Origin of the sequence: Streptomyces sp. NPDC002032, assembly GCF_042890765.1 — a bacterium.
Lineage (GTDB): Bacteria > Actinomycetota > Actinomycetes > Streptomycetales > Streptomycetaceae > Streptomyces.
Genome location: NZ_JBIASM010000015.1, coordinates 1 through 16,831, shown reverse-complemented (window position 1 = coordinate 16,831; position 16,831 = coordinate 1). Strand labels below are relative to the sequence as shown.

The following is a 16,831-nucleotide window of genomic DNA, read 5'->3' as shown; positions in this document are numbered from 1 at the left end:
CCGCACGATAGCCCGGTAAGCGGCATGTGTCGATGACCGACTCATTGGATGCGCCGGGGTGGCCGGGCCCGGCCCCGTCGGCGAAGGCCGGGGCCGGCTCCACGAAGAGCGTGAGCAGGTCCTGCGCCCGGGGGTCCCCCGACTGGCCTACACCCACGGCTCCCGGCCGAGCGCTGCGCGCCCGCGCGTGTCACGGTGACAGGGCGACGAGAGGTCCACTCACGCGGGGCCCGGCCGGTCAACGAAGACCGGCCGGGTCCCGCGACGGACCGATTCCGCTCCCCCGCCCCCGGGCTCGAAGAACCGGCCCCCGCTCCCCGCCCTCCCCGCCCTCCCGGCGGTTCGCGGACAGGTGGCCGTGGTCCGGGCCGCGTGCCCGTGCCACCACCACGGCCGGCCGGCCGGCCCGCGCGAACGCGAGGGCGCCCGGGTCCATCCCGACGACTTCCACAGCTGGAGAACACCGTGCTCGAACGCGAGCGGCTCACGGGCCGTAACCAGGTCACCTTCGCCCTCCCGTCGGACGCTCCGGACGGGCCGGGCCGCCCGGCCGCCGGCCCGGTCCCGGACGTCCGTCGTGCGAACCCCGCCCAGGGGGCCCATGCCTCGCGCTACCTCGCCGCAGGCGACTACTGGTTCGACGGCGGCCACGGCGGTCACGGCGGTCACGGCACGTGACCCGCCCCGGACCTCAGGGCGCGCGCAGGCGTACGGCGAGGGCGGCGATGTCGTCGTCGAGGCGTCCTCTGCTGTGGCGTACGAGGTCGCGGTGCAGCGCCGTGAGCAGTTCGCGCGGCGGCGTCGGCGGCTGTCGGCGCATCCAGGCGGCCAGCGGGAAGAACTCGCCGTCGCGCGCGCGGGCCTCGGCGATCCCGTCCGTGTAGAGGAGCAGCAGGTCGTCGGGGCCGAAGGCGAAGGTGTCGACGGTGTAGTGATCGCCGATCAGCTCCGCGAGGCTGAGCAGGGGCGAGGGGGTGGCCGATTCGAGGACCCGCACCCCCTTGCCGTTCAGCAGCAGCGGTGGCGGGTGTCCGCAGTTGAGGATGTCGATGTGGCGGCCCCCGTGCGGGATTTCGGCGAGGAGGGCCGTGGCGAAGCGCTCCAGCGGCCCGTCGGGGGCGAAGGCGGCGTTGTAACGGGTGCTGCTGGCATCCAGCCTGCGTGCGACCTCGACCATGTCGGGCTCGGCGTACGCGGCCTCCCGGAAGGCGTTGACGATCGCGGCGGCCGCCCCCACGGCCGGGAGCCCCTTGCCCCGCACGTCGCCGATGAGGAGCCTGATCCCGAAGGGCGTGTCGACCACCTCGTAGAAGTCCCCGCCGATGCGGGCCTCCGCCGCCGCCGCGAGGTACAGCGACTCGATCTCGAAGTTTCCGAGGCGGCGCGGCATGGGGCTCAGCACCACCTGCTGCGCCGCGTCGGCGACGAGCCGTACCTGGATGAGGGTGCGCTCCCGCTGGAGCCGGGCGTGGCTCCCGTACGCGGCGGCCACGGTGACCGCGATGATCCCGGCGGCCGTCCACCACGTACCCAGATCGGGGAAGACGAGGCTGAGGCCGATCATCAGCAGGAGGCAGACCGTCCCGAGCAGGACGGTGGGGAGGACCGGCCACATGGCGGCCGCCAGGGCCGGCGCCGCGGGCAGGAGGCGACTGAAGGCCATCTCCGGAGGAGTGGCATAGGCGAGGCTGGCAATCACGACGGTCAGGATGACCGGCGACAGCCGCACAAGCCTTCCGGGGCCGTAGCGCCGACGGAGCCGCGGCCGTCCAGACTCGATCACACTGCCCAGAGTATCCGGACAAGAGGGGCATAGCGCCCTGACGGACGGAGTCGGCCGCCCGCCCCTCGCGCCTAGGCGAACTTCGCGGCGGCGGCCGGGGTGACCGGGGTGAAGAAGTTCACGAGGTTGCCGTCGGGGTCGCGGAGGAGCAGCGACCGGTTGCCCCAGGGCATCGTGGTGGGCTCGGTGACGAAGTCGGAGACGAAGGCGGTCAGGTCTCCGTGCACGCGGTCCACGTCGTCGACGAGGAACTCGACGATCACGCTGCGGTTGTCCGCCGGGCGGGCGGAGCCGGGCGCGAACAAGGGGACGGTGCGCGTGCTCGCGATCGCGAGCGTCGCGCCGGGGGTCCTGATTTCGGCGAAGTCCTCGGTGGCCCAGGCCGCCGCGGCCCCCGTGGCCTTCTCGTAGAACCCGACGAGGCGCGCGACGTCGGCGGTGATGATGCGGAGCGAGACGAGGTTCATGGTGTTCTCCCAGGTTGGCGGAGCCGCTGCGGGCCGGCGCGGGCCGCTGCCGGCTCCGGCAGGCACTCCGCAGACTAGGACGAATACTGGACAGAATCGGTCCACTAAAGGCACTAGGCTCGGAAACATGTCCCGACCCACCGGACGCGTCCTGATCCTCCTGGAGCTGCTCCAGTCCGGCGGCATCCGCACGATGGCCGAGCTCGCCGAACGGCTCGGTGTCGACGGGCGCACCGTGCGCCGGTACGTCGACCAGCTGATCGACCTCGACGTACCGGTGGAGGCGGTGCGGGGCCGCTACGGCGGGTACCGGCTCGCCGCCGGATACCGGCTGCCCCCGCTCATGCTCAGCGACGACGAGGCGCTCGCCGTCCTGCTCGCTCTGGCCGCCGGCCGCCGCGCGGGTCCGGTGACGACGGCGGACACGGCGGGCGAGACGGCGGCGGCCAAGATCCGCAGGGTGCTGCCCGAGCGCCTGGGCCGCAGGCTCGACGCGGTCCTGGAGTCCCTCGCCTTCACGGCTGCGCCCGGCCGTCTCCCCCACCCGGACGCCGAGGTCCTGCTGACCCTCGCCGACGCGGTGCGCCACCGGCGACCGGTCTCGATCAGGTACACCGACCGCGACGGCCGGCGCGGCGAACGCCCGCTGCACGCGTACGGGATCGTCGCCCACGGGGGCCGGTGGTACGTCACGGGCACGGACCCCGGGATCGGCGAGGACCGCACCTTCCGGCTCGACCGCATCGCGGCCGCCAGGACCCTGCCCGGCTCGTTCGAGGTGCCGGCCGGACTCGATCCGGCGCAGCGCGTGGTCTCGGGGTTCGCGACGGCCGGGTACAGGTACGCGGTGACCCTGCGGATCCACGGGACGGTCGATCAGATCCGCGCCCGCCTGCCGGCCTCCGTGGCGAGCGTGGCGGAGACCGGGCCCACGGAGCAGGCGGATCCGGAGGCCGAGCGCTGGCTGCGCGTCGAGATCCGGGCGGAATCCCTCGACTGGCTGCCGCCGGTGATCGCCTCGCTCGACCGGCCGTTCGTCATCGAGAGCCCGGACGAACTGCGCGACCTCGTCTCCGCCCTGGCCGGCCGCCTCGCGTCCTGCGCCCGTGAGGTCTGAAGCACCGCCCGGGCAGCGGCCGGCGACCGGCGGTGACGTCAAGGCCGGCGGGTGCAGCGCCGCGCCGGGTGCCGGGGGCAGGGCGCTCGCCTCAGTGCGTGGGCGGTGCGACGAGGGTGCGTTCGCGGCCGAAGCGGGTGCCGGTGGCCTGGTAGAGGCCGGTTTCCCCGTCGCGCCAGCGGACGAGGAGGTCGTCCGGATACCCGTTGCCGTCGAAGCTGCCGGCGGTCATGGCCCTCGCGTCGGCCCAGGGGCCGTGGCGGGGTGCCATCCGGGTCTCCTCGCCGAGTCCGGCGGGCGAGGTGTCCCGGTACTGGGTGACCTCGCCGTCGCTCCAGCGCACGAGGGTGTCCCAGTCGTCGTCGCCGGTGAAGTCTCCGGTGGTGACCAGGGACGCGTTCTTCCACAGGCCGTTCGGGGCCTGGAGCCGGTGCTCGGTGCCGAGGCCTGCGGCACCGACCCCGGTGTGGTCGGTGACCTCTCCGTCGTGCCAGCGGACCAGGAGGTCGGTGACGTAGCCGGTGGTGCCGAAGCTGCCGCCGGCCACCTGCTCCGCCTTCCGCCAGATCGAGTGGCGCGGTGCCAGGGTGATCTCCCGGCCCAGGCCCGTCCGGCGGCTGACGTCGGGGTAGAGGGACACTTCCCCGTCGCCCCACACGACCAGGAGGTCGGATCCGTTGCCGCCCGCGAAGTCGCCGCCGGTGATGGACTTCGCGTGCGTCCAGGTGGCGTTCTTCGGCTTCAGCCGGTGCTCGGCGGTGAAGCCGCCCTTCCCGTCGCCGGTGTAGAGGGTGGTCTCGCCGTCGCCCCAGACGGTGATCATGTCTCCCCTGCCGTCACCGGTGTAGTCGCCGGAGGCGAGGAGCCTGGCGTGCCGCCAGGTCCGGGAGGAGCCCAGCGAGAAGGGCGGGGAGGACGGGGAGGGCGGCCGGTAGGGGTCGGCCCGGTGGTCGTGCCGGTTGTTCCTCGCGTCCCCGTACAGGGCGAAGAAGGCGTCGTGGTGCACCGGGCTGTAGGTGATCCGGCCGTAGAGGGGCTTGCTCCCCGGGACGTCCAGGCCTCCGCCGTTGTAGCCGCCGACGTTCCCGATGATCACGCCCTTGCCGGTCTTCTCGTCGATCCGCGAGAACCAGGGACCGCCGGACACGCCGGCCCACATGCCGGCGCAGTCGACGCGCATCTGCTGGTAGCCGGGCAGCCGGCCGGTCCGCACCGTGCACCGCACGGCCCGGTCCCTGGGGTCGCCGGCCGGCGCGGGATAGCCGACGACGGTCACGGTCTGGGCGAAGGACCCCGTCCGCGCGAGCGTGTTCGCGCCCGTCACGTCCTGGAGCCGCTTGCCGCCGTTGGTGACGACGCGTCCGAAGGCGAAGTCCAGGTCGGAGGTGGCCTCCTTGGTGTTGGAGGTGTACGCGTCGTACGCGAACCACTCCCGCACGGGCCAGATCCCGTAGGGCTGCTGCCGGGCGGACCCGCCCGTCCGGTACTTCGGGACGAAGGCGGCCCGCTTCCCCGTGACGCAGTGACCGGCGGTGAGGATCAGGCTGCCGCCCGGGCTGTCGACCACGCTCGCCGAGCACATGTGCCGGCGCAGGTCGTCACCCTGGAGGAACAGGATGCCCACCGTCTTCAGACCACCGAAGTGCTGGGCCCGGGGGCCGGGTTCCGTCCCCGGGCCCAGGGTCCGGGGCAGGTCTTCCGGGTCCCGGTCGCCGGCCTGCCCCGAGCTACGGCGGAGCATCGGGGTCGCCGACTCCATGGCCTCCGGCGTCCAGAACGCCTCCGCCTGAGCCACCGCGCGGTCGTCTGCGCGGTCGTCTGCGGGGGTGGATGACGGGCGATCGTGCGGCGCCGGGCCGACGGGGGCCGACGGTACCGGCTCCGCCGAGGCGCTGCCGCCGACGGCCGGGAGCAGGACCAAGAGCAGGAACAGGACGAGGAGAGCGCGGGGGGTCTGGCGGGGCGGAGGAGGACTCCCCCGGTGCTCATGGCCGTGCATGCGTAGCTCCTCGCCTGGACCCCTGCGGTCGACGTGCACCACAAAAGCCTCAAACGGGTCACAATGCAACGAACGAAACCCGTCGGTCGCGGGCCTCCCTCGTGCACGCCGGGGACGTGCGTGATCACGACCGGATGGACGCTCGTTTCCCCGGCATCGCCGAGCTGGCCGAACCCCCGTCCGTGGCAGTCGTGGTGGACGTGATGCGCGCCTTCACGATGGCCGCCTGGGCCTTCGCCCGGGGGGCGGAAAAGATCGTGCCGGCCGAGTCGCTGGACGAGGCCCTGGCGCTCAAGGCGCGTCCTGCGCCCGTGCGCGGTGCCCGCGCCGCCCGACCGGGATCCTTCGGCCTGACCGGGGAGCGCCCCCGGCGCGGCCCCGCCCGAGCCGGCGGAGCCGTCAGTGGGGGCCGTGGTGGGCGCGGGATTCGGCGGCGGCCTTCAGATCGCCCAGCCACGCTTCGAGCCCCTGGCGCAGGAGCGCGGTCGCGGTGGGGACGTCGGCGTCGACCTGAGGACCCGTATGGGTTTCCTCGGTGCTCACCCGGACGCCGCCGCGGGTCTCGGTGAAGTTCCACACGTGGACCCCGTCGATGTGCAGCCCCTCCCCGATCGCGGGGCCCGTCCAGCGGATGCAGGAGTTCCGCACGAGCCGGTCGACGGTCGAGGTGATCTCCAGGCTGGTGGCCGGAGTCGGATTGGGAGGCACCGGGGTCGTCCACCGGAAGGCCGAACCCGGGTGAAGGGGGCCGCGGTCGAGACGTTCGGCGGTGGTCACGGGCCCCTGCCAGGACGGCCAGCCCTCGACATCGGTCTGGAGCTTCCAGACCGTACGCAGTGGCGCGTTGATGAAGACCTCGGCCCGATGGCGGACGCGGGCGTCGGGGTCGACGCCGGCCCCTCGGCAGGTGAGCGATCCCGCGGGACGGGGGCCCGGGGAGGCGGCCGCCCCGGCGGGGGCGGCGGTGGTGGCGAGGAGGCCGACGACGAGCGGGAGGGCCGGCAGGGCGGCACGGAGGCCGGTGCGGCGGTTGCCGGACATGAGGTTCCCCTTTGACGTGGAATCGCCGACGGTCCGCGAATTGGAGCCCCGATCGATTGTTAGAGCCTATAACCAGCAAGAGTGATAGGCAATAGACTGCGTGAGACCATCTAACCCCCCTGGGTCGGCTGGGAGGTCAGGTCGCGGACGGTCGCCATGTCGCTGAAGGGGATCAGCTCCTCGCCCACGATCTGGTGCGGTTCGCTGCCCTTTCCGGCGATCAGGACGATGTCTTCGGGCAGCGCCTCGGAGAGCGCGAGGGCGATGGCCCGGCGGCGGTCGGCGCGGCGCACGTACGGCGTGCCGGTGGCCTCGATGCCGGGTGCGATCTGCTCCAGGATCGCCTCGGGGTCCTCGGTGCGGGGGTTGTCCGAGGTCAGGACGCACAGGTCGGAGTGGGTGCCGGCGATACGGCCCATCTCGGCGCGCTTGGTGCTGTCGCGGTCCCCGCCGCAGCCGAACACGGTGATGACCCGGCCCCGGACGAAGCCGCGGATGGCGGTGAGGACCTTGTCGAGGGAGTCGGGCGAGTGTGCGTAGTCCACGATCACCGAGGTGCCCGCGGGGGTCACGAAGCGCTCGAACCGGCCCGGTACGGGGGGCATCTGCGCGAGCGCGGCGACCAGTCCGTCCAGGTCGTGACCCAGTACGTGGCAGGCCGCGACGGCGGCCAGTGCGTTGGAGACGGAGAAGCGGCCCGGGACCGGGATCGCCGCCGGGCGGCTCCGGCCGGCGTGGTGCAGCACGAACCGGGTGCCCGAGGCGTCCGCGATCAGGTCCGTGGCCCGGAAGTCCGCCTCCTGCTCGATGCCGTAGGTCGTGACCGCGTCCGGCATGAGCGCGCGGATGCCCGCTCCCACGGCGTCGTCCAGATTGACCACCGCGTGCCGGCACAGCCCCTGGAACAGCCGTAGTTTGGCGTCGGTGTAGAGGGCCATCGTGCCGTGGTCGTCCAGATGGTCCTGCGTCAGGTTGGTGAAGACACCGACGTCGACGAAGGTCTCGTCCATCCGGTACGTCTGCAGGGCCATCGAGGTGGCCTCCAGCACCACGCCGCGGACCCCCCGGTCCCGCATCCGACCCAGGAGGTACTGCAGGTCGGGCGACTCCGGCGTGGTCAGCACCGAAGGCGGCATGGGGATGACCTCGTCGCCGATCCGGCTGCCCGCCGTACCGATCACGCCCACCGAGGCGCCCTCGGAGATCCTCAGCAGCGACTCGACCATGTACGAGATGGAGGTCTTCCCATTGGTCCCGGTGACGGCCACCAGGTCCAGCTGCCGGCCCGGCTCGCCGAAGTAGCGGGAGGAGACGACCGCGGCCGCCTTGCGGGTGTCGGGCACCCGCACGACGCACACCTCGGGCGGCAGCTCCCCGCCCGGGGAGGCGCAGGCGGCTCCGGCCGTGTCGACGAGGACCGCCGTGGCGCCGCGTGCGAGCGCCGCACCGATGGAGGCGGGGCCGCCGCCCCGGTGGCCGGGCACCGCGATGAACAGCGAGCCCGGCACGACCCGGTCGACGTCGAAGGTGGGGCCCGCGGTGATCCCCGTCGATCCGGTGTCGCCCTGGATGACGTGGTGCTCGTGGCCGGTCAACAGCCCGCTCAACTTCACGGTGGTCCCTTCGGAGGCGGCTACGGCCCGGCGTGCGGCCCTCGCCTGGTGGCAGCGCCGACAAAACGTCGGTGCCGCGGTGGTGGGGTGGGAGGGGCTCGCGCGCCCTCGGGGGCCGCGCGGGCCGGCCGGGGCTCAGCGCTCGGGCCGGGCTGCCGGTAGGGGCATGGCCGCGCGGGGCGTTTCGGCGAGCGGGCGGGAGAAAGCGGCCCCGGGCGGGGTGGGAGAGCGCTAGCCGTGGCCGTGCACGACGCCGCGGCCGACCGTCGGGGCCTGCCCGGCGGCGGCGGTACGGGGGCTGACGCCCACCCGGCCCGCGGAGTCCGCAGGCGCGGCAGGGGCGGCCTGTGGCAGGCACTCTCCCGTGACGCGTCGGCTGCGGTTCATGGAGCGAGTGTACGGGCGCCCGGGTGACCGGAACGCCGCGTCGGCCCGCCGGCCCGTCGGCCGGGGGGGCGCGCCGCCGCGGACAGCGCTCGGAGCGGCGCCCGCATCACGCACGAAGGCCGGAGTGTCAGCTGGCGGTGGGCCAGGTCCGCAGGAGGGCGGCGAGCTGCGCGGCGGTGCAGGCCGGGCTCAGCAGCAGGTCCTTGAGGGCGATGGCGTCGTCGCGGGTGGGCTTGACCCGGATCCCCGCGGCTTCGAGGTACATGACGCCGGTGGCCGCCGCCACGGCCATGTTGGAGCGCTCCAGCCAGTGGCAGCGGCCGAGGGTGTGGACGAGGGCCGCCGCCTTCGCGTAAGGGCCGTCGTACAGCGGCTGTTCGAACAGCTCGGCCCGGTGGCGGGCGACGGCCGAGAGGGGCACGCCGTAGTCGTCCGGGGCCGGGTCGCCCACCCCGGCGGCCTCGGCGACCCGCAGGATCCAGGCGACGTCGATGTGCAGGTTCATCAGGCGGCACGCGCTCCGGGGGGCGTCCGCCGGGCGGCGTCCTCGGCCTCGTCGAAGATCGCCTGGTGCTCGGCGAGGAAACGGGACGCGGCGTCCAGGGCCCGGGTCCGCAGCCCGCTGGCGTCGTCCTGCACGAGGCGCGCGAGATAGTCGCCGATGCTCAAGCCCAGGTCGGCGGCGCGCTTCTTCGCCAGTTCCGCGATGTCCGCGTCGACGCGGGCGCCCAGCTGTGTTTTCGCCATACCGGGATGGTAACAGCTGTTACCATCCCGAGCGAGGCCTCGGGCGGGGGTGGCCGGGCCGGCGGCTTCGCGGGCGGACCGGCCTGTTCCGTGAGGAGTGGTGCGCTCAGGCGGACGTGGCGGGGAGTGCGGCGAGGAATGCGCGTACATGACGGAGCCAGGTGGCCCGGTCTGCCGGGTTCAGGACGTGGGCGGCTCCGGGCAGTTCGATCAGCCGGGCGCCCGGGATGCCGGCCGCCAGACGGTACGAGCTCTCGGGCAGCACCAGTCGGTCGCCGGTCGGCGCCACCACCAGGGTGGGGACGGACACCTTCGCCAGGTCGGCCCGGACGTCCACGCGCGACACCAGGTCGAAGTGGTCCAGCGTGCCCGGCGGCATCGCGGTCAGGGTCTGGGCGACCGGTTCGTCGAGGGCGGCCGGTTCGAGGTCCGCCAGGTCCGCCGGGGACATGCAGGACAGAAGGGCGAACCGTGCCAGGTCCTCCCACTGACCGGCAGCCGCCAGGGACTTGACCAGTCGGGCGGCGAGCGCCAGGACGGGGTCGGCGACCGCGAAGCCGGCAGTGAGGACGAGGGCCCGGACACGGTCGGGGTGCCGTGTGGCGATCCGGACGGCCACGGCGCTGCCGAGGGACTCCCCCAGGACGGCGAACGCGTGCCGGCCGGCCGCCACGGCGGCCGCGACCAAGCGGTCGGCGAGGTCGTCCAGGTCCAGGGGGCCGGTTGCCACAGCGGAGCCACCGGCCCCGGGGTAGTGCGGGCCGACGAGGGTGTGGTCCTGGGCGAGGTCGTCGAGGACGAGGCCGAAGTTCCCCTCGATGCCGCCGCCGGCGCCGTGCGCGAGCAGAAGTGCGGGGCCGCGCCCCTGCACGAGAACGTCGAGGTGAGAGGTGGAAAGCGGGTGATCAGTGCTCATGGCTCCGACGCTAAACTCCGACATCAATGTCAGAGTCAAGTCGCAGCGTGGACCACTGGAGCGGGAGCGAGGCGAGCGGCATGCGCATGAAGGACATGGTGCGGCGTACGGGGGTCCATGAGCGGCTGCTGCGCTACTACGAACAGCAAGGACTCCTGGCGCCCGACAGGCTGCCCAGCGGCTACCGCGTCTACGGCGAGTCGGACGTCGAGACGGTGCGCCGCATCCGCTGCCTGCTGGCGGCCGGCCTTCCGACCGCGCTGATCGCCCAAGTCCTGCCGTGTGTCCGGGCGGACGACGGGCACCTCGTACCCACCTGCCCGGACCTGCTCGCCCAACTGCGCCGGGAGGGCGAGCGAATCACCCGCGCCATCGAAGATCTACAGGCGTCGCGCGCGATCCTCGACACCATCATCACGGCTGCCCCCTCAGGGGACGCCGGGACACCGAGTCCGCCCCAGCCTGCCGCTGCCGAGGCAAGCTGAATCACCCCTCAGCGCTGACGGCAGTCAGGTCCCTACGGTGTCGCGGGGCACTCGTGCTGGTGGGGCGGAGGTCCCACGACGTTGAGGATCGGTTGTTCTCCGTCCGGTATGTCGAAGACGAAGGTGACGCCGGAGGACGTGGCCTCGATGGCGAGTTGGTTGCCGAAGGTGAGGGGTGCGTGGGGCTGCCAGGCGCAACCGACGCGGTCGAGAGAAGCGATCACGTCGGCGTACTTGGGTTGGCCGGGGAACCTCTCCCGGCCGGCCAGGCCGGCAGGGAGGCCAATGACATCACGCCAGGTCTGGAGGCAGATCAGCGTGATCTTCTGGCAGCGGCAGACACTGAGTTCAAGGTCGCCGTAAGCGAACAGGCGCGGCCATGACCGCCGCTTCCCGACGACCACTTCCCAGGGCTCACCGAGCGCCGCGGTGACCCGGTCCCAGACCGCGCCGTTTTCAACCGGCCCGAGGCTTCCCGATCTGGCGAGTTCCGCGAGGACGTCGAGTAGCTCCATGTGGCGGAGCCTGTCACCTGCGGCGATGGGCTGTCCAACGGCTGTGGGCAGGCCTGTGACAAGCACCTGGGACCAGGCGACAATCCAGCACATGGATGACGCGTTCACACTCCTTCGGCAGGCCGCCGATCTTCTGCCCGAGGATGCCGTGGCAGAGAACGGCCAGACGGTCGGAGACGTTCGTAGGGACATCGACCTTCAGGAATGGGAGATGGTGCTCGACGTGCTCATCGAGATCGCGGATGTCCATCCGGTGTCCATCACCTTCTGGGAGGTGCTCGCCGAGGCCGCTCGACAGATGATGCTGGACCGCAGCTGTCGTTGGTGCGAGTGGCGGGCCTGGGAAGTCAATACGGCACCATCCGCATGACCCTGACTCTGCTGGGAGCCGACGAGGGCGGACGCCGGAGCGCCTTCTCAGGGGACGGTCGTCTCAGACCTCTGTGGGACATCGGCAACCGCACCGCAGACGGACGACAAGATCTGAACATCGCGCGGCTCTGGGTGGAGTTCGCGCCGCAGCTCGGCCCTGGGGAAACAGCCGACGTGCGTCTGGCTCCCCTGCAGCCCGAGCAGTGGCAGCATCTGAGGCCCGGTGACGTCATCACCATGCACGAGTCCGGACCTGCCGCTGGCATCGCCGAGATCATCGAGGTCCTCCCACCCCGCGTATGAGGACACCGGCCACGCAGGGGCGAGGCATTCGGTCAGACGGCCGTCACCCACTGTGCGGTCTCTATGGCGGCCACCTCGCCGAGCCGGTCGACGAGGGTGGCGTGGATCTCCCGGAGGCGTGGCTTTGGGGACATCTGACGCAGGCTTCTCTGAACTTGCGCTGGTGAGGTGATCGAGTCAGGAATGCCCGTGTTCGCCGGGTGCGCGGATCCGGCGAGGGGAGGGTCCCCCGCGCGGGCGGCCCCCCCGGCGCCAAGGGCAGTGGCGGGACTGGTCGCCGCCGACGGGTAGCGGGTGGCCGCCGGCCGGGGTCAGGTCACCGGGACGTCGGCCAGGATCAGTTGGCCCACCGCGTCGCCCAGGACGGCGCGGGCCTGGGCGTCCAGTTCGCTGTCGGAGACGAAGTAGTCGATGTCCGGCAGGGCGATGAACTGGCTGAGGCCGACCACGCCCCACTTGGTGTGGTCGGCCACGACGGCCACCTGCGCGGCGGAGGCGATCAGCGCGCGGTTGGTCTGCGCCTCCGCCAGGTTCGGGGTGGTCGCGCCCGCGCGTTCGGTGACGCCGTGCGCGCCGATGATCAGCAGGTCCACCTGGAGGGAGCGGATGGCCTGGTCCGCCAGGGGGCCGACCAGGGAGGCCGACTTGGTCGGGCTGCCGCCGGTCAGCAGCACGGTGTGGCCCTCCGATCCGTGCTCCGCCCCGGCCTTGCGCAGGAGTTCGGCGACGGGCAGGGAGTTGGTCACCACCGTGAGGCCCGCGACGTCCAGGAGGCGGGTCGCCACGGCGTAGGCGGTGGTCCCGCCCGAGATCGCGACGACGCTGCCCGGCTTCACAAGAGCGGCCGCGGCTTCCGCCACGGCCGCCTTGGCCCGCGATTCGAGGACGGCCTTTGTTTCGAAGGACGGTTCGTCGCCCGTCGTGCCCGTGGACCTGATGGCACCGCCGTGCACCTTGGCGAGGGAGCCGCCGCGGGCGAGGACGTCCAGGTCGCGGCGGATGGTCATGTCGGAGACGCCGAGACGTTCCACGAGCTCGGCCACGCGGACCGCTCCGTCACGGCGGACGATGTCGAGGATCAGGGCCCTGCGCTGCGGGGCCAGGCGTGCTGCTTCCGTCACGTGCTCGTCCCCGCTCCTCCGCGCGTCGGCCGTGTACGAGGTTCAGGACTGACGTCCGGGACACACGGCACCTCTCACAAACGAACAGTCTACTGTTCGATCATCCGGCGCGGTGGGCCCCGGCCGCAAGGGAGAAGGGGCTCAGGTGCGGCTCGCGGTCGAGCCGCGCCCGGGAGACCGAACAAGAACCAACGAAAGTCCGCAACCGACCGGCCGGGCGTGCTTGAGGGGTTCGACGCCGGGCCGCCGGCCGGAGGCGAACGGCATCGTCAGCGCTCCGTCGGGGCCTGCGGTTCCTCCGTGGGCAGCCAGGTGCCGTGGAGGCCCAGGGGGACCCGTACCGGGATGCGGATCCGGGCGAGCGGGCCGCCGGCCGGGGCGTCGGCCGGGATGACGAGCAACCAGCTGGCGCCGTCCGTACGGTCGGTGGCGAAGGTCAGCCAGTGGCCCTCGCCGTCGGCGCCGCCCGGTGTCGGCGCGAACACCGGCTCCCCGACGGACAGGTCCCCGGCCGGCCACAGTTCGCTGCCGCCGCCCTGGACGTCGTACCAGCGCAGGGCGTCGTGTTCCCCGGGGAGGAGGTCCCGGGTGCCCGAGCCCGCGGCGGCGGCCAGCCGTCGGTGGCGGCGGCCGACGAGGCGGTCGTCGATCCTCGGCAGCTCGATGTCGCTGTCGTCCAGCCGGGTGCGGCGCATCGTGCCCGCCTCCGGGCTGATCACCGCGCGTACGAGGCCGCCGGGGTTGGGGCCGCCGAGCGCGGGTCCCAGCGCCAGGTGGTCCCACTGGACGTAGTCGAGCACGACGTCCCCGCCGCCGGACCGGCCGCCGCCACCCGCGTTGTCCGCCTTGTCCTCGTCCTCGCCCTCGTCCTCGCCCAGGTCGTACGCGTTCACCGTGTGCCACATCCAGTAGGCCTCGTCGGTGGCCTGGCGCACCGGGCCGCCGTCACGCGGGACCAGCAGGATCCGCGTGCCGCGTTCTGGCCGCCACGTCACGAACGAGCCGGTGCCGGCCATCGCCCCTTCGATGTCGAAGAAGGCGGGTGCCAGGACCAGGACGGCGAACCGCGTCGTCAGCGCCATGTCGTGGATCATCATCGGCTCGTCGACGGTCTCGATGGCCGTCGGGCCGCGCCGTACCTCACCACCGGGACCGATCACCGACCAGGTCAGGAAGGGCGGCTCGATGCCGTAGCAGAAGACCACCATCTCCCCGGTGCGCGGGTCGGTCTTCGGGTGTGCGGTGATGCCCGCGGGCAGCGACCCGCCGAACGTCTCGCGGCCCAGGGTGTCGAGGTCCGGGGACAGCCGGAACGGACAGCCCGATTCCGCCAGGGCCAGGAGGCGGCCCGCGTGCCGCACCACATTGATGTCGGGGAGGTCCTTGAAGGTGTCCGCGAGATCGGCGGGTACGTCGGGCTCGCCCGGCATGATCAGCGATTCGAGGCCGCCCCAGAGGGCCCGCCCGGCCCGCTCCTCGGCCAGGACGGCGGGGGTGCGCACGAAACGGTTGCGGTAGCGGACGCTGCCCTCGGAGATCCACACCCCGTGCAGCATGCCGTCGCCGTCGAGGGGGTACAGGTACGAGCCGATCGGGCTGAACCGGGGGTTCGGGCCGTTGCGCAGGTACGTGCCGTCCAGCCCGTCGGGGAGCCGGCCCTCCACCTCCAGGCCGACCTCATCGACCTCCTCCGTCACCGGGGCGAACGCTCCGCTGAGGTGGGCGACCCGGGTGGGGTCGAAGGGGCGGGTGGTGTGCGTGCCCATGTCCGGCCTCCGGGGATCTCCTCGGCGTCCCCCCTCGCCCCATTTCAGTCAAGCCCTCCGCCGGGGGCGGGGCAACCAGGGGGTCTCACCGCTCGGCGCCGCCCGGGGGCGCGGCGCGCAGGGCGAGTCCGGCGACGGCGGTCGCCGTGAGGAGCCCCGCCGCCATGAAACCGCCGCGCGAGCGCCAGGACAGCACCGCCCAGCGGGACCGGGCGGACAACAGCGACCCGGTGCTGAGCCAGGAGGCGGCCGAGAGGAGGGAGAGGGAGGACCCGAGGGAGGCGGCGGACAGCGCGGAGCCCACCGAGCCGATGGACAGCACCGAGCCCACGGACCCGATGGACAGCACCGAGCCGACCGAGCCGATGGACAGGACCGAGTCCCGGGACCACAAGGAGAGGCGGGAGCGGTCGTCACGGAGCCCGTACGGTTCGGTCATGGGCCCATCCTGGCACGCGGGCCCGGGCCGTCCCACCCCCCGGCGGGTGCGCTCCGTCAGATCCGGCGCCAGCAGGCCATGGCCCAGGAGAACAGTCCGAACAGCACGAACCCGGCGGCCACCACCACCAGGAGCCACGGGCCCGCCGGGGTTTCGGCGAACGAGCGGAGGGTGTCGTCGACGCCCTTCACCTTCGCCGGGTCGTAACTCAGCGCGGCGTGCACGACGAAGGCACCGGCCGCGGCGAAGACGGCGCCGCGCGCCAGACCACCACCCACCCCGAGGATCTCGACCGCCTTGCGGACCCCCTCGGGCTGCCGTCCCATCGCCAGGTGCTTGCGGAAGGTTCGCCGGGCCGCCTGCACGGCGATCACGACGCCGCCGATGGCTATGCCCACCCCGGCCGCCCCCACCCACCACGGGCCGCCGGGCACCTCGAGCGCCCGGGCGGTCACGTCCCGCGACCGCTGGTCGCCGGACTGCCCACCACCGGAGCCCGCCGCGAAGGACAGCACCGAGAAGGCGACGGTTCCGTAGAACACGGCCCGGGCCGCCGAGGCCAGTCGCTTGCCGGCCTTGTCCCCGTCGGGTCCCGCCGCGCCCAGTACGGCCTCCGACAGCCGCCACAACGTCATGCAGATCAGGCCGATGCCCACGGCCCACACGAGGACGCCGCCGAAGGGCTTGCCCGCCAGTTCCTGCAACGCGCCCGTGCGGTCCGCTTCCTCACCGCCGTGACTCTCGCCGAACGCCACGCGCACCGCGATCACCCCGATGAGCACGTACAGCAGTCCCCGTGTCACCAGCCCGCACCGGGCCACCACCCCTCGGGCCGTGCCTCCCTGGGAGGCCGTCCTCATACCCTCATGTGCCGCACTGCCAGCCGTCATGTACCCGCCACTACCCCCCGCACCCCGCTCCATTCCCACCCGGCGCCCGGATGCCCGCCGGCACCGGAGGAGTACACGGACCGCCCGGTCCCGAGTACGCCCGCAACCGGTCCGCCTCGGCCCGTAGACGGGCGCGCGCTAGATTCCCGCCCATGAGTGAGGACGAGGACTACCTGGAGAAGAGCCCGGCGGCGGCACGGATGGGGAAGGCCGCGGAGTACCTGGTCGCGGCCTCGTGCATCCTCGCCACGGGCGGCGAACTGAACGTTTCCACTTCGCTCGTCGACGACGAGGGCGTCGACCTCGTCTTCCACCGCCGCGCGAGCTCCGCGACTTTGGCGGTGCAGGTGAAAGCCCGGATGTCCACGGGGGCACAGATCCGGAACGAGAGGCTGATGGCCCTCGTAAGGTCCCAGACGTTCCAGCCCCGGACCGGCCTGGACATGCTGTTCATCGCCGTGGACGTGGAGCGGGCCTCGATCATGAAGGCGTGGCTGATACCGAGTCGCACGTTCGCCGAGATGGTGTCCAAGCCGGACTTCAAGGGACGCTTCCGGTTCTCGGCCTCGCTGAAGCCGGATTCCAACGATCGCTGGAGCGCGTTCCGGCTGTCGGGCCGGGAACTCCCGCAGCGCATCCTCGCCCGGCTCGCCGAGCAGGAGCCGGCAGGGGGCGGAGGCGCGTTGCGGTGACGTGGCCGGGCCGCGGGCCGCGGGGCGGGGACGCGAGAACGCCCGGCCGGGGTTCCGGTCGGGCGTTGTCGTGCGTGTGGTGTCCGCTGGTGGCTTAGTACCAGTGGTGGGACTGCCAGAAGTTCCAGGCGCCGACGGGGCTGCCGTAGCGGGAGTTCATGTAGTCCAGCCCCCACTT

General features: G+C 72.7%; 20 protein-coding genes and 2 pseudogenes. 7 read left to right on the top strand and 15 right to left on the bottom strand.

Annotation, left to right across the window (positions count from 1 at the left end; translation table 11 throughout):
- Positions 1 to 465: 465 nt before the first annotated feature.
- Entirely contained in the window at positions 466 to 678 is a 213-nt protein-coding gene (locus tag ACFYYT_RS28020; RefSeq protein ID WP_351826594.1) for a hypothetical protein, read from the top strand.
- Positions 679 to 691: 13 nt separating this feature from the next.
- On the opposite strand, the gene ACFYYT_RS28015 is transcribed toward ACFYYT_RS28020, so the two are convergent.
- The gene (locus ACFYYT_RS28015; RefSeq protein WP_388609643.1) at positions 692 to 1,783 is read right to left on the bottom strand and encodes a PP2C family protein-serine/threonine phosphatase; all 1,092 of its coding nucleotides are present in this window, start codon (positions 1,781 to 1,783) and stop codon (positions 692 to 694) included.
- Positions 1,784 to 1,854: 71 nt separating this feature from the next.
- Entirely contained in the window at positions 1,855 to 2,250 is a 396-nt protein-coding gene (locus tag ACFYYT_RS28010) for a VOC family protein (protein WP_351826595.1), read from the bottom strand.
- A gap of 127 nt (positions 2,251 to 2,377) precedes the next feature.
- Between ACFYYT_RS28010 and ACFYYT_RS28005 the strand changes: the two genes are divergently transcribed.
- The gene (locus ACFYYT_RS28005) at positions 2,378 to 3,367 is read left to right on the top strand and encodes a YafY family protein (RefSeq protein WP_351826596.1); all 990 of its coding nucleotides are present in this window, start codon (positions 2,378 to 2,380) and stop codon (positions 3,365 to 3,367) included.
- Between the two features lie 91 nt (positions 3,368 to 3,458).
- Here the strand turns inward: ACFYYT_RS28005 and ACFYYT_RS28000 are convergent, their stop codons facing one another.
- Positions 3,459 to 5,162, bottom strand: coding sequence for a trypsin-like peptidase domain-containing protein (locus ACFYYT_RS28000; protein WP_351826597.1), 1,704 nt, complete (start codon positions 5,160 to 5,162; stop codon positions 3,459 to 3,461).
- A gap of 338 nt (positions 5,163 to 5,500) precedes the next feature.
- On the opposite strand from ACFYYT_RS28000, the pseudogene ACFYYT_RS27995 reads away from it, so the two are divergent.
- Positions 5,501 to 5,668 (top strand): annotated as a pseudogene (locus ACFYYT_RS27995) (2-phosphosulfolactate phosphatase); the annotation flags it as partial.
- A 97-nt stretch (positions 5,669 to 5,765) separates the two neighbouring features.
- On the opposite strand, the gene ACFYYT_RS27990 reads toward ACFYYT_RS27995, so the two are convergent.
- From ACFYYT_RS27990 to ACFYYT_RS27965, 6 genes are all read right to left on the bottom strand, one after another.
- Positions 5,766 to 6,407 carry an SRPBCC family protein gene (locus ACFYYT_RS27990; RefSeq protein ID WP_351826598.1) on the bottom strand — a complete coding sequence of 214 codons (642 nt, stop codon included), beginning with the start codon at positions 6,405 to 6,407 and terminating at the stop codon, positions 5,766 to 5,768.
- Positions 6,408 to 6,517: 110 nt separating this feature from the next.
- Positions 6,518 to 8,020, bottom strand: a complete 1,503-nt coding sequence (locus ACFYYT_RS27985; protein ID WP_351826599.1) for a UDP-N-acetylmuramoyl-L-alanyl-D-glutamate--2,6-diaminopimelate ligase — start codon at positions 8,018 to 8,020, stop codon at positions 6,518 to 6,520.
- 231 nt (positions 8,021 to 8,251) lie between these two features.
- Positions 8,252 to 8,407, bottom strand: a complete 156-nt coding sequence (locus ACFYYT_RS27980; protein WP_351826600.1) for a hypothetical protein — start codon at positions 8,405 to 8,407, stop codon at positions 8,252 to 8,254.
- A gap of 127 nt (positions 8,408 to 8,534) precedes the next feature.
- The gene (locus ACFYYT_RS27975) at positions 8,535 to 8,912 is read right to left on the bottom strand and encodes a fic family toxin-antitoxin system, toxin component (protein WP_351826601.1); all 378 of its coding nucleotides are present in this window, start codon (positions 8,910 to 8,912) and stop codon (positions 8,535 to 8,537) included.
- The gene (locus tag ACFYYT_RS27970; RefSeq protein WP_351826602.1) at positions 8,912 to 9,154 is read right to left on the bottom strand and encodes a hypothetical protein; all 243 of its coding nucleotides are present in this window, start codon (positions 9,152 to 9,154) and stop codon (positions 8,912 to 8,914) included. Before ACFYYT_RS27970 ends, ACFYYT_RS27975 begins: the two co-directional genes overlap by 1 nt.
- A 106-nt stretch (positions 9,155 to 9,260) precedes the next feature.
- Positions 9,261 to 10,070, bottom strand: coding sequence for an alpha/beta fold hydrolase (locus ACFYYT_RS27965; protein WP_351826603.1), 810 nt, complete (start codon positions 10,068 to 10,070; stop codon positions 9,261 to 9,263).
- Positions 10,071 to 10,150: 80 nt separating this feature from the next.
- Here ACFYYT_RS27965 and ACFYYT_RS27960 point away from each other — a divergent pair, with 80 nt between their 5' ends.
- The gene (locus tag ACFYYT_RS27960) at positions 10,151 to 10,555 is read left to right on the top strand and encodes a MerR family transcriptional regulator (RefSeq protein WP_351826614.1); all 405 of its coding nucleotides are present in this window, start codon (positions 10,151 to 10,153) and stop codon (positions 10,553 to 10,555) included.
- A 32-nt stretch (positions 10,556 to 10,587) separates the two neighbouring features.
- On the opposite strand, the gene ACFYYT_RS27955 is transcribed toward ACFYYT_RS27960, so the two are convergent.
- The gene (locus ACFYYT_RS27955; protein WP_351826604.1) at positions 10,588 to 11,070 is read right to left on the bottom strand and encodes a hypothetical protein; all 483 of its coding nucleotides are present in this window, start codon (positions 11,068 to 11,070) and stop codon (positions 10,588 to 10,590) included.
- A 91-nt stretch (positions 11,071 to 11,161) separates the two neighbouring features.
- Here ACFYYT_RS27955 and ACFYYT_RS27950 point away from each other — a divergent pair, with 91 nt between their 5' ends.
- Entirely contained in the window at positions 11,162 to 11,440 is a 279-nt protein-coding gene (locus ACFYYT_RS27950; RefSeq protein ID WP_351826605.1) for a hypothetical protein, read from the top strand.
- Complete coding sequence (locus tag ACFYYT_RS27945; protein WP_351826606.1) at positions 11,437 to 11,745, top strand: hypothetical protein; 309 nt, start codon at positions 11,437 to 11,439, stop codon at positions 11,743 to 11,745. The genes ACFYYT_RS27950 and ACFYYT_RS27945 overlap by 4 nt, the downstream gene beginning before the upstream one ends.
- 311 nt (positions 11,746 to 12,056) lie before the next feature.
- On the opposite strand, the gene ACFYYT_RS27940 is transcribed toward ACFYYT_RS27945, so the two are convergent.
- From ACFYYT_RS27940 to ACFYYT_RS27925, 4 genes are all read right to left on the bottom strand, one after another.
- The gene (locus tag ACFYYT_RS27940; protein ID WP_351826607.1) at positions 12,057 to 12,866 is read right to left on the bottom strand and encodes a DeoR/GlpR family DNA-binding transcription regulator; all 810 of its coding nucleotides are present in this window, start codon (positions 12,864 to 12,866) and stop codon (positions 12,057 to 12,059) included.
- Between the two features lie 269 nt (positions 12,867 to 13,135).
- Positions 13,136 to 14,632, bottom strand: coding sequence for a carotenoid oxygenase family protein (locus ACFYYT_RS27935; protein ID WP_351826608.1), 1,497 nt, complete (start codon positions 14,630 to 14,632; stop codon positions 13,136 to 13,138).
- A gap of 85 nt (positions 14,633 to 14,717) precedes the next feature.
- On the bottom strand, positions 14,718 to 15,071 hold the full coding sequence (locus tag ACFYYT_RS27930) for a hypothetical protein (protein ID WP_351826609.1): 354 nt from the start codon (positions 15,069 to 15,071) through the stop codon (positions 14,718 to 14,720).
- A gap of 56 nt (positions 15,072 to 15,127) precedes the next feature.
- Positions 15,128 to 15,961, bottom strand: a complete 834-nt coding sequence (locus tag ACFYYT_RS27925; RefSeq protein ID WP_385324788.1) for a DUF1206 domain-containing protein — start codon at positions 15,959 to 15,961, stop codon at positions 15,128 to 15,130.
- Positions 15,962 to 16,113: 152 nt separating this feature from the next.
- Here ACFYYT_RS27925 and ACFYYT_RS27920 point away from each other — a divergent pair, with 152 nt between their 5' ends.
- The gene (locus ACFYYT_RS27920) at positions 16,114 to 16,653 is read left to right on the top strand and encodes a hypothetical protein (protein ID WP_351826611.1); all 540 of its coding nucleotides are present in this window, start codon (positions 16,114 to 16,116) and stop codon (positions 16,651 to 16,653) included.
- Between the two features lie 94 nt (positions 16,654 to 16,747).
- On the opposite strand, the pseudogene ACFYYT_RS27915 reads toward ACFYYT_RS27920, so the two are convergent.
- Positions 16,748 to 16,831: pseudogene (locus ACFYYT_RS27915) on the bottom strand (lytic transglycosylase domain-containing protein); the annotation flags it as partial.

What these genes read in the sequence shown, in the direction of transcription:
- ACFYYT_RS28010 (WP_351826595.1), bottom strand. Translation starts at nt 2,250, where the DNA reads ATGAACCTCGTCTCGCTCCGCATCATCACCGCCGACGTCGCGCGCCTC.
- ACFYYT_RS28005 (WP_351826596.1), top strand. Translation starts at nt 2,378, where the DNA reads ATGTCCCGACCCACCGGACGCGTCCTGATCCTCCTGGAGCTGCTCCAG.
- ACFYYT_RS27990 (WP_351826598.1), bottom strand. Translation starts at nt 6,407, where the DNA reads ATGTCCGGCAACCGCCGCACCGGCCTCCGTGCCGCCCTGCCGGCCCTC.
- ACFYYT_RS27980 (WP_351826600.1), bottom strand. Translation starts at nt 8,407, where the DNA reads ATGAACCGCAGCCGACGCGTCACGGGAGAGTGCCTGCCACAGGCCGCC.
- ACFYYT_RS27975 (WP_351826601.1), bottom strand. Translation starts at nt 8,912, where the DNA reads ATGAACCTGCACATCGACGTCGCCTGGATCCTGCGGGTCGCCGAGGCC.
- ACFYYT_RS27970 (WP_351826602.1), bottom strand. Translation starts at nt 9,154, where the DNA reads ATGGCGAAAACACAGCTGGGCGCCCGCGTCGACGCGGACATCGCGGAA.
- ACFYYT_RS27965 (WP_351826603.1), bottom strand. Translation starts at nt 10,070, where the DNA reads ATGAGCACTGATCACCCGCTTTCCACCTCTCACCTCGACGTTCTCGTG.
- ACFYYT_RS27960 (WP_351826614.1), top strand. Translation starts at nt 10,151, where the DNA reads ATGCGCATGAAGGACATGGTGCGGCGTACGGGGGTCCATGAGCGGCTG.
- ACFYYT_RS27955 (WP_351826604.1), bottom strand. Translation starts at nt 11,070, where the DNA reads ATGGAGCTACTCGACGTCCTCGCGGAACTCGCCAGATCGGGAAGCCTC.
- ACFYYT_RS27950 (WP_351826605.1), top strand. Translation starts at nt 11,162, where the DNA reads ATGGATGACGCGTTCACACTCCTTCGGCAGGCCGCCGATCTTCTGCCC.
- ACFYYT_RS27945 (WP_351826606.1), top strand. Translation starts at nt 11,437, where the DNA reads ATGACCCTGACTCTGCTGGGAGCCGACGAGGGCGGACGCCGGAGCGCC.
- ACFYYT_RS27935 (WP_351826608.1), bottom strand. Translation starts at nt 14,632, where the DNA reads ATGGGCACGCACACCACCCGCCCCTTCGACCCCACCCGGGTCGCCCAC.
- ACFYYT_RS27930 (WP_351826609.1), bottom strand. Translation starts at nt 15,071, where the DNA reads ATGACCGAACCGTACGGGCTCCGTGACGACCGCTCCCGCCTCTCCTTG.
- ACFYYT_RS27925 (WP_385324788.1), bottom strand. Translation starts at nt 15,961, where the DNA reads ATGACGGCTGGCAGTGCGGCACATGAGGGTATGAGGACGGCCTCCCAG.
- ACFYYT_RS27920 (WP_351826611.1), top strand. Translation starts at nt 16,114, where the DNA reads ATGAGTGAGGACGAGGACTACCTGGAGAAGAGCCCGGCGGCGGCACGG.